The sequence below is a fragment of the Flintibacter porci genome (assembly GCF_041925195.1).
GTDB lineage: Bacteria > Bacillota > Clostridia > Oscillospirales > Oscillospiraceae > Lawsonibacter > Lawsonibacter porci.
The window spans coordinates 21074-35636 of sequence record NZ_JBHEVB010000022.1 but is presented as its reverse complement, the minus strand read 5'-3'; the positions used below and the strand labels follow the sequence as shown (position 1 = coordinate 35636).

General features: G+C 52.8%; 15 protein-coding genes, 1 tRNA gene and 2 pseudogenes. 8 read left to right on the top strand and 10 right to left on the bottom strand.

Annotated features, from left to right (window positions below; all coding sequences use genetic code 11):
- Positions 1-47: 47 nt before the first annotated feature.
- From ACEVJL_RS15670 to ACEVJL_RS15650, 5 genes are all read right to left on the bottom strand, one after another.
- Positions 48-839, bottom strand: coding sequence for a type IV secretory system conjugative DNA transfer family protein (locus ACEVJL_RS15670; protein WP_374738359.1), 792 nt, complete (start codon positions 837-839; stop codon positions 48-50).
- Positions 826-1332 carry a PcfB family protein gene (locus ACEVJL_RS15665; protein WP_425475200.1) on the bottom strand — a complete coding sequence of 169 codons (507 nt, stop codon included), beginning with the start codon at positions 1330-1332 and terminating at the stop codon, positions 826-828. Before ACEVJL_RS15665 ends, ACEVJL_RS15670 begins: the two co-directional genes overlap by 14 nt.
- 27 nt (positions 1333-1359) lie before the next feature.
- A complete protein-coding gene (locus tag ACEVJL_RS15660) occupies positions 1360-2073 on the bottom strand; it encodes an antirestriction protein ArdA (protein ID WP_087272948.1) in 714 nt (237 codons plus the stop codon).
- Positions 2073-2414: a DUF7768 domain-containing protein gene (locus ACEVJL_RS15655; RefSeq protein ID WP_087272945.1), complete on the bottom strand. Its 342-nt coding sequence runs from the start codon at positions 2412-2414 to the stop codon at positions 2073-2075. Before ACEVJL_RS15655 ends, ACEVJL_RS15660 begins: the two co-directional genes overlap by 1 nt.
- 290 nt (positions 2415-2704) lie before the next feature.
- The gene (locus ACEVJL_RS15650) at positions 2705-4234 is read right to left on the bottom strand and encodes a ParB/RepB/Spo0J family partition protein (protein ID WP_374738358.1); all 1530 of its coding nucleotides are present in this window, start codon (positions 4232-4234) and stop codon (positions 2705-2707) included.
- A gap of 474 nt (positions 4235-4708) precedes the next feature.
- On the opposite strand from ACEVJL_RS15650, the gene ACEVJL_RS15645 reads away from it, so the two are divergent.
- Genes ACEVJL_RS15645 through ACEVJL_RS15635 form a run of 3 tightly spaced genes read left to right on the top strand, consistent with a single transcriptional unit; the run spans position 4709 to position 6375 of the window.
- Entirely contained in the window at positions 4709-5470 is a 762-nt protein-coding gene (locus ACEVJL_RS15645) for a hypothetical protein (protein ID WP_140399881.1), read from the top strand.
- Positions 5457-5765, top strand: coding sequence for a hypothetical protein (locus ACEVJL_RS15640; RefSeq protein WP_140399880.1), 309 nt, complete (start codon positions 5457-5459; stop codon positions 5763-5765). Before ACEVJL_RS15645 ends, ACEVJL_RS15640 begins: the two co-directional genes overlap by 14 nt.
- A 31-nt stretch (positions 5766-5796) precedes the next feature.
- Positions 5797-6375 carry a hypothetical protein gene (locus ACEVJL_RS15635; protein WP_087272942.1) on the top strand — a complete coding sequence of 193 codons (579 nt, stop codon included), beginning with the start codon at positions 5797-5799 and terminating at the stop codon, positions 6373-6375.
- Between the two features lie 179 nt (positions 6376-6554).
- Here the strand turns inward: ACEVJL_RS15635 and ACEVJL_RS15630 are convergent, their stop codons facing one another.
- The 3 genes and pseudogenes from ACEVJL_RS15630 to ACEVJL_RS15620 form a co-directional block, all read right to left on the bottom strand.
- Positions 6555-7259, bottom strand: a complete 705-nt coding sequence (locus ACEVJL_RS15630; RefSeq protein WP_374738360.1) for a recombinase zinc ribbon domain-containing protein — start codon at positions 7257-7259, stop codon at positions 6555-6557.
- A gap of 117 nt (positions 7260-7376) precedes the next feature.
- A pseudogene (locus ACEVJL_RS15625) lies at positions 7377-7469 on the bottom strand (hypothetical protein); the annotation flags it as partial.
- Positions 7470-7681: 212 nt separating this feature from the next.
- Positions 7682-8035, bottom strand: a pseudogene (locus ACEVJL_RS15620) (ParB N-terminal domain-containing protein); the annotation flags it as partial.
- Between the two features lie 833 nt (positions 8036-8868).
- Here ACEVJL_RS15620 and ACEVJL_RS15615 point away from each other — a divergent pair.
- The 3 genes from ACEVJL_RS15615 to ACEVJL_RS15605 all read left to right on the top strand — a co-directional run bounded on the left by ACEVJL_RS15615 (position 8869) and on the right by ACEVJL_RS15605 (position 11151).
- Complete coding sequence (locus ACEVJL_RS15615; protein ID WP_374738357.1) at positions 8869-9807, top strand: leucine-rich repeat domain-containing protein; 939 nt, start codon at positions 8869-8871, stop codon at positions 9805-9807.
- A 76-nt stretch (positions 9808-9883) separates the two neighbouring features.
- Positions 9884-9965: transfer RNA gene (locus ACEVJL_RS15610), tRNA-Ala, on the top strand.
- A gap of 97 nt (positions 9966-10062) precedes the next feature.
- The gene (locus ACEVJL_RS15605) at positions 10063-11151 is read left to right on the top strand and encodes a putative NPN-dependent ornithine cyclodeaminase (protein ID WP_008980302.1); all 1089 of its coding nucleotides are present in this window, start codon (positions 10063-10065) and stop codon (positions 11149-11151) included.
- A gap of 41 nt (positions 11152-11192) precedes the next feature.
- Here the strand turns inward: ACEVJL_RS15605 and ACEVJL_RS15600 are convergent, their stop codons facing one another.
- Positions 11193-11405: a hypothetical protein gene (locus ACEVJL_RS15600; RefSeq protein ID WP_008980303.1), complete on the bottom strand. Its 213-nt coding sequence runs from the start codon at positions 11403-11405 to the stop codon at positions 11193-11195.
- A gap of 33 nt (positions 11406-11438) precedes the next feature.
- Complete coding sequence (locus ACEVJL_RS15595; RefSeq protein ID WP_235396202.1) at positions 11439-12620, bottom strand: nucleoside recognition domain-containing protein; 1182 nt, start codon at positions 12618-12620, stop codon at positions 11439-11441.
- A gap of 160 nt (positions 12621-12780) precedes the next feature.
- Here ACEVJL_RS15595 and ACEVJL_RS15590 point away from each other — a divergent pair, with 160 nt between their 5' ends.
- Together ACEVJL_RS15590 and ACEVJL_RS15585 are read left to right on the top strand one after the other, a co-directional pair.
- Positions 12781-13128 (top strand): PadR family transcriptional regulator, encoded by a 348-nt coding sequence (locus tag ACEVJL_RS15590; RefSeq protein ID WP_374738356.1) that lies wholly within the window; start codon positions 12781-12783, stop codon positions 13126-13128.
- Entirely contained in the window at positions 13115-14479 is a 1365-nt protein-coding gene (locus tag ACEVJL_RS15585) for a hypothetical protein (RefSeq protein ID WP_374738355.1), read from the top strand. The genes ACEVJL_RS15590 and ACEVJL_RS15585 overlap by 14 nt, the downstream gene beginning before the upstream one ends.
- Positions 14480-14563: the final 84 nt, after the last annotated feature.

Genomic DNA, 14563 nt, shown 5'->3' with positions numbered 1-14563 from the left:
AGGCGTTTCAGGGCGTTACCCCGTCATTCCACCTGTCGAATTACCAGTTATCCAAACAACTGTATTTTGTTGTTTGTCCGCTGACTTCTTACCGCCAGCGAACGAGTCGCACTCGTCCAAAATGGATCACCCTCCTTGCCCTCGCCTTTGGTGTTGGCTATGAGGGTGTCCACAAATTTGAGGATGTCCGCCTCGTTGTGAATGTAGGACAGCGGATTGTAGTGCATGGATTTTGAAAAATCTATGCTGTTAAACACTTTGATCTGATACCCCCGGCGTTGCAGAAAAGCCCCCACCTGGGAGAGTACCCCGCCTTTTGGATCGACGCACACATAAGAGCTGTGCGCCTGGAGAAGCTGGGGCGTGAGCCAGAAACGGGTTTTGCCGGAGCCGGACGAGCCGATGATGCAGGCGTTGAGGTTGCGGGCGTTGGCGGGATTTTTGGGCCGGGTGTTCATAGTGAGAAACTCCGTCTTTGTCAAAATGACGTTGTTCTCAAACTTCGGATCGACAAAGGGCTTGATGTCTTTTTCGGTGCCCCAGCGGGCCGACCCGTATTCCTCATCCCGCCGAAATTTCTTTGCGTTCTTGCCTTTGAAGTAGATCAGCAGGCGAAAGCCCACCGTGCCCACAATGCCGATGAGCCAGTCGAAGGGGGCAAGCCCTGGCGCAAAGTCGGCAAAGGCCGGGCCGATGCTCTGCCCCAGGCCCATGAGCTTGTGGGCAAAGTCTGCTCCAGGAGCCAGGCGGTAAGCTGTCCCCAGCTTTAGGCAGGCCCACAGAATAAACAGGTACGGGATATTGGGTATCACATACTTTTTGACGCTATCTGTCCTCATGTACCGCCTCCCTTGCACGTTCTTTCTTGTGGGACGGCTGGCGGGCCAGTTCAGCGGCAGCCCGTTTGAGCTGTTCCCGGATGGGAACACGTTGGGACTTGGAACGCTTCAACACACGCCGGGAATATTCCGAAAAGCAAGCGGTGATGGCGTCGGCCTGCCCGCTTTTGAAGAACAACAGGTATTTGTCTGGCCCGGTCTTGTAAAAGGCATAGTCCACATTCCATTTCCGGGCCACCCGGTCAAAATCCTTTGGGGACTCCACCTCGATGCTGTTCGTAGCGGCCCCGTGGCCCATGAGCTGACGCACCGTCTGTTTTCCGTGGGGTGTCTGGCGGGCCCGGTACGTTTTCTTAATCTTCCGGCCCACCGCCAGACACGCCTGGGCCAGCACTCGGCCCGTGAGCTTTGTTGCCTTGATCGAAACTGCTATGGTACGTCTGGAAACGTCCTCGTCAATCAGCCGTATCCCTCCTTTCCATGAAAAAAGCACCTCTGGACAAAGTGTCCAGAAGTGCCGTTATCGTTCCTCGCGTTCCTTTGCGGCGATCTTCCGATAGCCCTCCAGGGAGGAACCGTCAATAATTTCTTTGTAGGCCGCCATCTGCTCCCGCACCGTGAGCTGCGGAAAGGCAAAGACTTTGTGCTCGTCGGGAATGTCCTCGCTCCCGTGATAGTGCTCGATAAATTGACCGCCATTGTTCAGCACATAGCCGCCAGGGGCAAAGTGGCCGTCCTCTTCAAGCCGAATGTCCCGCCCATATGCCTCATAGTCAAAATAATTCAGCAGGTGCTCCGGCACATCAATGGCCTCCATGTCCTCCACATAGATGCGGCCCAGGGTTTCATCGTCCTCAACGCCGGGATAAAACTCATAGCAATCCAGATTTTGCGCCAGATTGATGAGATCGGCCACGCTGGACGTATGTTCGCCGCTGTCAATGACGGCCTCAAATTTCTCCAGTTCGCCTTGATCCAGCTCGGAGAGCAGACAGGCCAGATAATTGAGCTCGTCCAGGTTTTCATATTCTGTGAGATAGTCGTAGAGCCCCAGCACATCACCGTCAAAGCTGGTTATGAAAAATTCCTCATAACGTACCCCGTCCACACCGATCCGCTTCAAAAGGGCCTGTACTTCTTCGGTAGTCGTGGGGAATTTCAGCGTTTCGCCAACCAGCTCACCCTCGTTGTACTTTCCCAGGTTGGTGATGTAGGCTTCAAACAGGGACGCCATCAGCGGCGCCCCTGGCCCTTGACGGTCAGGATGCCCTCAAGGGTAGTCGCGGTAATCCCCAGGCGCTGGGCCACGGCAATATCATTTTTCATGGCCTCGGTCACGGAATGGCCGCATACCACCAGCACACGGGAGCGCCGGAGCAGATCGCGGCCCATGTCGATGCCGTTCTTGTGCTCCTCCGGCACCGCGTCATTGAGGAACAGCGGCAGATAGAGCATGGGGCAGATGGGGGAATAGCCCGCATCATAGACCACGCGGCAGTAATGCGCCGCCTGCTCCATATCCACCGCAGGATCACCACGCCACGCAGCGGTGATATACGCAAGGGATCGTTTCATCGTCAACACCTCCGATATTTAATAGGTAGTTCAGCCCTATCCCCCGCCCTTTCCCATTCATGGGAAAGGGGGCGGCTCTGGAGGATATATCCCCGCCGCCTTGCCGGAAATAGCACAGCCGGGCCAGGCCGTCAAGGGCAAGCCGCCGCAAGCGGCGGGCGTTCCGCCCCTTGACGGCCCGTTCCCGGCTGCGCTGCAAAATATCCGGCGACGGGGGATATATCACCACAGAGCCCATCCCCGGCGCGGGGCGTTCACCTCTGGACAAAGTGTCCAGAAGCGGGGCCCGGTTACTTCTCCAAGTCCTTTTTCCTGTCCGGTTGCGCCAGTTCGGGCGGCTGTTTCTCTTTCCACTCGTCCAGCAGCGCCATGATCTGCTCTTTCATTTTGGCAGGAGTGACCTCCTTGCCGAAATACTTAGACAGTTCAGCAGTCGAAATAATCACACCGCGATCCTCCTTTTTTTCTTCACTCAAAATGCCGTCGATCACATCGCCGTTGAGCTTGCCCTCCTTGTCCAGCTCGTGGAGCCGCTTCGCCTGGGACACCGAGGGGGAGGACTGCTCCCCATCAATGGAAACGGCAATCAGCCGCTGGTTTTCCGGCCTGATATACGAAATCTCCACCGCAGGCATAAAGCCCATCTGCTTTGTGTCCACCTTGTCCAGAAGCTCCGGCACCAGGGAGTTGAGCCGGATATACCGCATGACCTTTTTATAGTTCATGTCGTGTTCCTTACCAACAATCTCCACCGAGAGCTTACCCAGGGCCTCCGCCTCTTTCTCATTTTTCGAGCGGGCCCCCTGGCGTTTGATAGCCTCCACCTCCAAATCCAGCAGCTTTGCCAGTTCGCTGGGGAGAGGATCTCCACGCTGCTTGTTGCTGTTCCGCATTTCTCGGACAGCTTCAAGATCGGTCATTTCCCGGACGATGCAGGGCATTTCCTCCAGCCCGGCCCGTGTACCACCATGATGGCGGCGGTGGCCCGCGATAATCTCATAGCCCTTGCCGTCTTTTTCCGGGCGGACGGTGGCGGGGGTCATAATGCCGTGTTCCTTGATCGTCCCCACCAGATCGTCCATCGCCTTATCGTCCTGCACCTTGTAGGGGTGCTCTCGGAACGTATGGAACGGATGAAGCTCCGCCATTTTCAGATAGACGATTTTTCCATCTTCCACCGGGCGGGGCGGCACGTCAGGCGTGGGCGGCAGATTGATCTCCGGCGAGACTGCCGCCTCCTTGACGGGAGCGGCCTTGCCCGGCTTTACCGCCTTAGCGGATTTAGACGCAGGCGCACCGCCGGAGCCCGTTTCCTTGCCCTTGTCAGCTTTCTTACCTCTGGACACTTTGTCCAGAACAGAGGGCGGGGCCTCCTCACGGGCCGTCTTGTCAACCTTAGACGGGCGGCCTGTGCGGGGCTCCGCCGCTTTCTCCTTCTTCCCCGCAGACACCGCAGCCTGCTCTTTCGGGGGACGGCCCCGGCGCTTTTTCGGCTTATCCGCTTCCGGCGCTTTTCCCTCCGCAGCAGGGGCAGGCACTTCCTTTTTACCATTATCGGCAGACTGGAGCTCTGACAGATTGATCACCTTTCCAGCCGGAGCCGGTGTATCTTCGCCCATTCCAGGAAGAACAGTCTGCTGTGTGTGCTTGTCGGTAGACGGCGGATCGGGCTCCACATGATCGGGGGCCGCTTTATCTTCGCCAGAAACAGCAGGAGCATTATTTTCCTCCAGCGGTGGCAGATCACCCTGGCTGGGCGGGAATTGGTTTTCCGGGGTCTTATTTTCCTCCGGGCCCATGTTCACTTTTTCATCGGCCATTTGCTAACCTCCTTTTTGATGGAATGAAAAAAGGCCAGACCTCCCGGCCTGACCAGCAAAAATAACTCCCCCTTTCATTTTCAATTTGAAATCAGCATCACTCCTTTCCAAAACCAGGCCATAAAAAAACGTCGCTTTTCATAAAGAAACAGCGACGTTTTAGTGTAGGTTGGCTCGGTTTTTGTTGCCGTTTGTGGTTATATCTTTAATAGAGAAGGCTAAAACAAATAAATAACCTATAAGACCAGATGTATCAGTCACCACATTCGAGTAAATTCTAATAGCAAAGTGTAAATTATCTGTTAATATTAGCCGCAAGTTGTATGTAAATGTGCAACTTTTAATAATTGGTCACCATTATTAAAGGAGGGGATATATAATGGATTAGTGTAACAGAACAAATCGGGATTGCATATTATAGGTAACTGAGGTATACTTTATTTAAGAATACCTCCGGATTGAGGTGGTTGTGATATGATTATACAATCTTGCGCTTTTACAATTCACTTTCCACATAACACGAAGATTCGTGAGCATCTTTTCGAGTTAGAGAAACATTTTACAGATTTCCAAAAACCGTTTACGCTTGTACCTTTACCGCCGGATGCACCGATGGAAATTCCGCGCATTGTTGCAGCAACTGAACACGGACATTCTCAACTAACAATTTGCGGAAATAGTGCTCAACTTGTAACGAATTTTGACGCAAAATTTAATCGAGATATTAAACGTTGTGTAGAATATGTTAGTGATAAGTGCAATCGAATAGTATCAGCCTTGTCCATTATGGATGGAAGTGGTTCGGAAACTCCAAAGTTCTATTTTTCTGGTCTATCAATGACACTCCTCTTTGACCACGAAGATGGTATTGTAGACTCCGTAGACTATGTGTCGAAGAATTTTATAGACTACAAAACCAACTTACCAACCGATGAAGTTCAGTTTCGTTTGGCGCTTGTAATTGAAAGAAAATATTATGTGAATGTTATGGTGCAAAATAGCCGTACTTTCTCTGGCGTACCAGATGAGCGAGGTTCCTTTGCAGGTCTAAAGAATTTGGGAGACCGTCTACAGGTTATTTTAGACATCAATGATCGATATGCATTTAATCATGAGCCAAACTATACTTCTTGCGTTGAAACTGTTTCTTCTCTGTCTTCGCTTGCAGAACAGTTTGCGGCAAAGTATATCAGCTCATTTATAAAGAATGGAGAGATTAATTATGTCGGGCAGTAATGCTTTGACTGTGCCGTTAACACTAATACTTGGATTATCTCTATCTACGATACCTGCTGGAAGTTCGACTAATATAGCACCCACATTTAGCTATCAAATCGAAAGCAGTTATCAAACCACTTCGTTGAATGTTGTAGCTAAAGAATTTGGCAATACAAGTTTTAGCCCCCGTCATGATGCGTTGGCGCTGTTTGGCGAACAAAGCAATTTTTCTCCTGAAGAACAAATGACGTATAGAGCGATGTTGAAAGAAAATTCAGAAAATGTCGGAATAAATATTTTTGACCTATTCTAATGATAAACACATAATAAAGAGTTGAATGCTTATGATTCCGGAATTTATCGACTTTTGTAAGGAACTTTTCCCAAGTATTGATCCTTACACTAAAGAACAGGCAAAGCAGGCTATGAAACAATTTGAAAGTATTGAGGGACCTGTATTGTGCAGGCCTTGTGGTGCTTTTGACCTTTTACAAGGCGATATATTTTCGGAGATCCCATTTTTCTATACAGACGAAAATGGTGAGATGAAGGTTATTCGACGTAAAGCACAATTACTATCTAACACTTGTGATGCTTCGAGAGATGAACTATTGCTGTTTGCTGCAGTCCACCCACTGAGTGATATACACGATAACGATTCCATGATTTCAAACATTGTACGGAATAAACGTTATAGTGCCTTTTACTTGCCCGACCGCATATTAAAAGATGATTATGTTGACTTTGAGCTAATAAATTCGATGTCGAGAGAAACTTTTTTGCGGTTATATCAAGAACAGAAGGTCAAGAGAATTGCGTCACTCACTATGGTTGGCTACTATATGTTTATTTGCAAATTAACTGTCTTTTTTATGCGTCCAGAAGATGTCGAAGTAAACTCTGATCGATATGTTCCGGCTTAAAATTATTCTTGCGTACCAAAAGCACTCTTCCCACCCCCTTTTAGGGGGTTCGCTACACGCTTGTACGGGGAGAGCGCTTGAATGGCATTCAAGAGGTCAGCGGTTCGATCCCGCTTATCTCCACCATATCAAGGGAAAGAACTTTTCCTCGCTTCCGAAAGGAAGCGGGGTTTTGTTTTTTATGCGGCAATCGTCACGATGTCCAGCCCGCCGCAGAACTGATCAAAGTCGATATTGAAATCAATGTGCAGCTTGTAGTCCCGGTAGACATCCACCCGCTTGATTAAGCAGTTGACGATCATTTTTTTGGCCTCCATACTGGCCGTGTCGTACATTTCCGCCCATGAGATTATATCGTCATATTGGGCGTTCAGCGAAGCAAGCACCGTTTTCCCTTCGTCATAGGCCGCCTGTGCCGCTTCCATGTTCTCTTGAAGCTCCTGGCATTTGGCCTCGGCCTCGGCAATCAGAGAGCTTAACAGCTCCTTGGAAAAGGTGCTCTCACCACGGATGGTCTTGATAACCTCGCCTTTCAGCGTTTCAAGGTCAGCGGCGGCCTTGGCGTATTCTGCCCGGACGCTATGGAGCAGGCTTTTCCGTTCCTCCATCTTTTCCCGGTAGCGGATATTGACTATATCGCTTTTGGGGATCGCTTTCATGCGCTCAAAGATCTGGCGCACCAGCTTATCAATGATCCCGTCAAGGATATGGGCCGTGTAGCCCGTCTGTCCGTCACAGTCGGTCTGCTTGCGGGTTTTCCCGTAGCAGACATACCGCACACGCTTCACTACCCGATTGGGATCTTCCTTGCAGGGATAAGCCTTGCCGTTGGTGGTGAGGGACAGCCTCGCTCCACAATGTCCGCAATACACATTCCCGGCCAAAAGGGAGTTGCCCCGGGTGTTCAGCGGGATATGGCGTTCCTGTTCGGCGCTGTTGGCCCGGGAAGTACGGATATGCTGGGCCGCTTCAAACAGCTCCGGCGAAATGATTTGCAGGTGGGACAGCTCTTGGGATCGGCTTTCTCCACACCGCAGGACGCCCGTATAAGTGAGATTACAGACAATGCCACGGATACTGGCGTGGTGCCACATCTTACCCGTTCTTGCCCGGTATTATACCTCTGCTCGGGGGGCATCACAAGGATGTCGCCGGAGCCGGACTTGGGGGAGCTGTTGGCAAACGACGCCAGCAGGATTTGTTTCAGATGGCCGGAAATGGCCGTGTTTCGGGTTTCGGTAAAGGTGGCAGAAATCTCGTACCCGTCCACCTTTAGCGTGGTAGAGTTTCTCGGCATAGCCTCGTCATCGGTCATATTGCGGACGATACAGGGCATATTGGCAAACCCGGCCAGTTCGCTGGCCCGCTGGCGGCGATGTCCGGCGATGATCTCATATCCGCCGCCTTCACGGGGACGCACCAGCGCAGGCTGATTGACCCCGGCGGCCTTGACCGACTCCACCAGCCCTTGCATTTCCGCATCGTCCCGGACGCCAAAGGGGTGATTTTTGAACGGGTGCAGCTCGGAAAGATTGAGATAGACAATCTCCTCTTTCACGCCACGGGCAGCGTCCCGAGGGGCGGGCGGCTGCTCGGTTGCAGCCGGGGCCTCCGCCGTAGCGGGAGCGCCTTTCCCGGCAGGCGGTTTGCTTTGGGACATTTTGTCCCGAGGTTGCGGCTTGGCCCTGTCGGGGGCCGCCTTGTCAGCCCTGGCCGGGCGGCCCCTGCGGGGCTTGGTCGCATCCTTCGCTTTATCCGCCTGCTTGCCCTTATCCGGGGCCGCAGCCTTTTCCGGCGGCTTGCCCTTCGTCGCCCCATCCCGGGCAGCGGTAAAATCCACCACCTTTCCAGCGGGGGCGGGATCTCCCATGCCGGGGATCGTGGTCTGCTTCTCGTCCTTGCCCGGCTGCGGCGCACCCTCTTTAGCAGGAGCGTCCTTCTCTTTGGAAGCCTCCTTACCCGCCGGAGCCGGTTGCTCTGCCACAGGGTCGGGAACTGTCTTTCCCTCAACGGGTTTTTCCGCCGTAGGGGGCGTTACCACCTTGGACGCACCTTCTGTCACGGGAGCCTCCGCCTTGTCCGGGGCGGGCTGATCCTGCACCTGGGAATCGGCTTTGACAGGCTCCACCTTTCCCGGCTTGGGGGGCTCGTCTACCTTCCCAGCGTCGGGAATATTCTTTTTGTCGTCAGCCACCTAAAAACCTCCTTCGTTGTGAAATAGAAAAAGCCAGCCCGATGGCTGGCCTGTGGGGGAACACTCCTCCTTTCTCGGTGGGATATATGAAAACGCCGCCCATAGTCCCGTTGGGCGGCGTTCTTATCATAAAATCATGGGCTTGATGTGTTGCTTTATTAGGGCTATAATTGACTATTATAGTGACCGTAAAATGTTAAAGGGGGGGAGAATTTTGAAGTTCAAACTAATAATTATAGGTTTAGGCAGAAAATGCTTTATAACGGTAGTTTGAATTTCTTTGCATTGAGGGAAGTTTTATGATACCTGATAGATACTCGATCATTATTGATGGGCAGAAAATTGCTTTAGACACAACGGAACTACCAATGGGGCTTCAAATTATCAAAGATCTGACACCACTGGCGGCTTTAAAGCACTTAAATAAGCTGTATCTGTGTTGGAGCTTGATCTCTGACTTAACCCCTCTAGCAGAACTGAAAGAGCTAACGACGCTTGACCTTTCTCGGAATCGTATTATAGACTTGACACCGCTTTCCAATCTGACGCAACTAAAAAAGTTGATTCTAAATCAGAATCAAGTTATAGACTTGAGACCGCTAGCCAATCTGACGCAGCTAAAGGTTTTGTGTTTAGCAGAAAATCAATGCGTTGACTTGACGCAATTAAAAGGTTTGAAATCGCTTTCAATTCTGGATCTAAGTCACAATCCAATTACAGACCTGTCACCTTTAATGGCTCTCACTCGGATAATAGATTTGAGGCTGTCAGGCATCCAGATTACAGACCTGTCCTTTCTTCCAAATATGAAACAGTTGCGTAGCTTATACCTTAGTGAATGTCAAATTGTCACCCTACCGCCCTTGGTTGGCCTAACACGGTTAGAGTGGCTGGACTTGTGCAATAACCGTATTTCAGATTTGACTCCCTTGGTAGGATTACCCCGGCTGGGTACATTATACCTCAATCGCAATCAGATTTCAGATTTATCACCTTTGGCATATATCCCTAAATTACATGAACTGTTTTTGGAGCACAATACAATCACAAATTTAACGCCATTGACCAAATTGAATTGGTTGTCTAGATTATATCTGGAGGGCAATCCGATCACCGACCTGACCCCATTGATTGATATGCCGATGTTGCGGGAACTGAATATACGAGGTTGTCCAATTCAAAAGCGCAGCCTGACGGCTTTCCGAAAGGCGAGGCCAGATTGTCATGTTGAAATATAACATTTAGAAGCGACTAAAAACTATGGCTTGTTTTAGTGGTATTGCGTATTGAAGCGCATCTCACAGACCCAGTTACGGGGGTATGTAACCGATGGGCTCAGGAGAGCGCTTGAATGGCATTCAAGAGGTCAGCGGTTCGATCCCGCTTATCTCCACCAAAATGACCACACCAATTACGGTGTGGTTATTTTTTTGATGCCGGGGAAGAGACCCGGTCTAATTTATTTGATTCCCGTTTTCTGGAGGTCCCTAGCTATGAGTTTCTCCCTTCCCAAATACCAGGCACCGGATTTTGCTGCTCTGGGGCTGGACAACGCGCCCGATGTGCAGTTGGTCCCGGCAGAGAAAGACGGTGTGATGCCTGAAAACTATCACGCCACCACTATGTTCCCCGAATATTTCCGCATCGGTGGACAATGGGTGCTGGCAGAGGACAGCCGGATGGACTGCGTGGCTGTGGTCCGGGAGGGCAAAGTGTCCGTGGTGGAATTTCGCAATGTGAAGCAGGGTGATCTGGTGGCAGTAGGCCGGTCTGAGGACGGCTCTCAGGGCATCTATGTCCACCCGGACTGCTTTGTAGATGAGCAGGGAGAGCAGGAGGTCTTTGCCTTCCGTCAGGGCCGCAGCCGGGAGACTGCTTACTCCGTGGACTATGATAATCTCTACCAGCTGCTGCGCTATGAGCGGCAGCACGGCAATATCCTGTGGGTCATGGGTCCGGCCTGCGTCTTTGACTCCCGGTCCCGGGCCGCTTTTGCCGCCCTGGTGCGCCAGGGCTATGTCAACGGTGTCATGGCGGGCAATGCGCTGGCTACCCACGATCTGGAGGCAGGCTATCTGGGTACTGCCCTGGGCCAGGACATCTACACCCAGCAGTCCCAGCCCAACGGCCACTATAACCACATCGACACCATCAATGAGGTGCGTCGGATGGGGTCCATCCAGGCCTTTGTGGAGTCTGGCAAGGTAAAGGACGGAGTGATGTACCAGTGCGTACACCACAATGTGCCCTTTGTACTGGTTGGCTCCGTGCGGGACGACGGCCCTCTGCCTGAGGTGTACGGTGACGTCTATCAGGGCCAGGACGCCATGCGAAACCTGGTGAGAAACGCTACCACGATCATCTGTATGGCCACCACCCTGCATACCGTGGCCACCGGCAATATGACGCCCTGTTTCCGGGTCGTGGACGGAGAGGTGCGTCCCCTGTTCTTTTATTCCGTGGATATCTCTGAGTTCGCGGTGAACAAGCTGCGGGACCGGGGAAGTCTGTCGGTGAAGACCATCGTTACCAACGTGCAGGACTTTGTGGTCCACGTCAAACAGAATCTGTTGGGAGAATAAAAAATAAGGTTCGGTATCTGCACAGATACCGAACCTTATTTTTATAGTTGAAAATCCTCATCTTTCAGGGTGCTGAAGTCCGCCTTTACAGGGCGGGGTGGAACCCGCTTGAGGGGATCGTATCGAAAGCTGCGGCAGCTGGAGCCGGCAGACATGACCCCCTTCTTCTCACAGATCACCTGGTCTCCCTCCAGGGGACGGCTGTGGGTGCAATAAGAGCAGCGGGGGTCCATCTTTTTTTGAAACAGGGCCATGAATCGGTTACCTCCCTTGTGTAATCCTCTCCATTATACCCCGGACAGACGGGATTTTCCACCGCTTTTTTTCACCACACGTACGGCCAGAGCAAAAAGGAGCAGCCACAGGCACCAGGCGGAGACGGTGGAGATGGTGAGAGCCTGCTGAAAGTCCAGTACCGCCATGGCCTCGGTCTGTTCTGCCAGATAGAAGCTTACTGGGGCATTCAGTGGGACCAGCCGGGTGAGAAGGCCCAGCAGAGCGGCGGAAAGGGCTCCATGGAGCAGTTTACCAACAAAGTAGGTGCGCATAGACAGGCCGCTGTCCCCCAGAAAGGCCAGTACCTGGCAGTGGACAGACAGGCCGGCCCAGCCCAGCATGAAGGCGGCCATGGACAGCCGACCGGGCAGGGAGCCGTCAGTGAGGGAGGAGACCCCAGAGGAGATCTCCAGCACGCCCGTGAGCAGCCGTTTTGCCCAGGACTGGGAGAAACCCAGGGGACCCAGAAAAAGCGACAGGAGCTCAGCCAGGGCCTCCAGAACCCCGGCCAGGCTGAGCATCCGGATGACCACACAAAACAGCAGTACAAAGGCGCAGATGTTCAAAGAAGAGGATAGAGCTCCGGTGACCGAGCGGGTAAAGGCAGCAGGAAAACGGACGGCCTGGAATTGAGGGGCAGTAAGGCTGCCCCGGCGGGGCCCCTCGTGGGGGCGGTAAAAACGGAACAGAAGCCCTACGCACAGGGAGGCGGCAATGTGTGCCAGGTATAGGAGCAACCCCACGGTACCGCTCCCAAATACCCCTGCGCCCACCACGCCAAGGATAAAGGCCGGTCCGGCATTGTTGCAGAAAGCGAGCAGACGCTCGGCCTCTGTTTTGGAGCACTGTCCGCTCTGATACAGGGCAATGGCGGTGCGCGCTCCCACGGGATAGCCTCCCACAAAGCCTAAGGCCACTGCGCTGGCGCAAGCTCCATTGACCCGAAAGAGAGGTGCCATCACGGGCTGGAACAGCTTGCCCAGGTACCGGGACAATCCAAGCTCCACCACCAGAGAGGACAAGACAAAGAAGGGAAACAGGGAGGGGATAATCACATTGCCGCACAGGCGCAGCCCGTCCTTCATAGCGGCCATGGCCTCCTTGGGCCATAAAATCAGTGCCAGGGCGGCGCAAACGATAGCAAGGCCCAGAAACAGTTCCCGATAAGCTTCTTTTCCCAGCAGACGGCCCAAGATGATCCTCCCCCTTTCTGCGCACAGGAGAGTGTATGCAGAAACAGAAAAAATCAGAACGCAGCGGAACTTGGTTATAGAAGGGCAGTTCTTCCCTTGACATATATAGGACGACTATATATAATGCGATATATAGATAAACTATATAAGGAGGGCAGCTATGGAACTGGATAAGAGCCTGGTCAGCGGCAGTATGGCGCTGCTGGTGATGAAGCTGTTGGAGGGGCAGGATATGTACGGCTATCAGATGATCGAGGAGCTGAAACGGCGCTCGGATGATACTTTCCATCTGAAGGCTGGTTCGCTGTACCCTCTGCTTCACGGCCTGGAGGAGAAGGGGTATGTAGAGGCGTATGAGCGGGAAGCTACGGCGGGAAAACCCCGGCGCTACTATCATCTGACCGACCATGGGAAAAAGGCGCTGCAGGAGAAGGAGCAGGGTTGGAACCGATATGCGGATGCGGTTCGGCAGGTTTTAGAGGGAGGTGCGTGTTGTGTCGGAGTGTAATACGATACAGGCCTACCTGGACGCAGTAGCGGAACAAATCCGCTGGAAGCGCGCAAAACCAGTGGTCCTTTCGGAACTGGCGCAGCACTTGGAGGATCAGCGGGATACGTTTGCCTCGGAGGGCTGTGCCAATGCCGAGCAGCTGGCGGTGGAGGAGATGGGGGACCCTGTGTCTGTGGGTGCTGAGCTGGACCGCATCCACCGGCCCAAGCCCCAGTGGGGGCTGTTGACTCTGACCGTGTTGCTGGCGCTGACCGGTGCGGTACTCCGGGTGGTGCTGACAGCCGACTGGAGTATTTATGGGGAGAATTTCTATCTCAGAAGAACGGTGCTTGCCTTTGTGCTGGGCTGTGGGGCGCTTCTGTTGGGATATTTTCTGGATTACGTCCGATTGGGCCGCTGGGGCAGGGTGCTTTATTTTGGGGTTCTGGCTGTTGGAATCCTGATGCTGATCTTCTCTCCGAAAATCAATGGAATCTCTTACTATACCGGTTACATCACCTTGTGCTATCCGGTGGTATATGTGTTCTGGCTGTATACCTGGAGGCGAAAGGGGTGGATGGGGCTGGCCGCTGCCCTCTTGGGTGGAATTCCCTTGGAAATGATCTGCATGTTTGGACCTCATAGGTTCAGCCTTTTGATGATCTTTGTCGTAGGAACTGTGTCGATCCTGCTGGCTGCCTGGAACGATTGGTTTGGCCTCGGACGTCAGAAGTCCGTAGGGGTAGTCCTGCTTTGGAAGCTGGCCGCAGCAGGTGTGACGGCAGGTGGTGTGCTTCTCTCTGGCGGTGGATTTCAGCGCTTGGCGATCACGCTGCATCCAGAACGTGATCTCATGGGCTCCGGTTATGAGGCCGGGATGATCCGGAAAGCGCTTGAGACAGCACAGTGGATAGGAAGAGGGGAGTGGAGCACAGCAATTTCCGGCCGCCCTTATGAGACCACCGTGCCCGGATGTGACGGCAGTGCCCTTTTGACTACACTCATCTATAAGCTTGGCTGGCTGCCGTTTCTGGCGGTTGTAATGGTATTTGGAGTGCTGGTAGTTTGGCTGCTGTCCCGCTGCCTGCGGCAAAAAAGCCAGCTGGGCAAAATGGCGGCATTGGCAGTGATTTTGACTCTGTCCAGCCAAGCCGCTTGCAGTGTGGCCTGGAATCTGGGCTTTACGCTGTGCAGCAGCGAATTTCCGTTGATGATTGGGAATCTGAGTTCGGTTGTGAATATTGGGCTGATTGGACTGGCCCTGTCTGTATTTCGAGGCGAGAGCATCGCGCAAAATCTGATTTATAATGAACCGTTGCATCTGCCGCGGTATCGGGTCAGAATCATATTGGAAAAGAGCGAATCATAAAGGGAAAAGGCCCCGCCACATGGCGGGGCCTTTTTTGGACAAACGAGAGTGAAATAAAAAAAGAAAAATCCGCAATCCATTGAG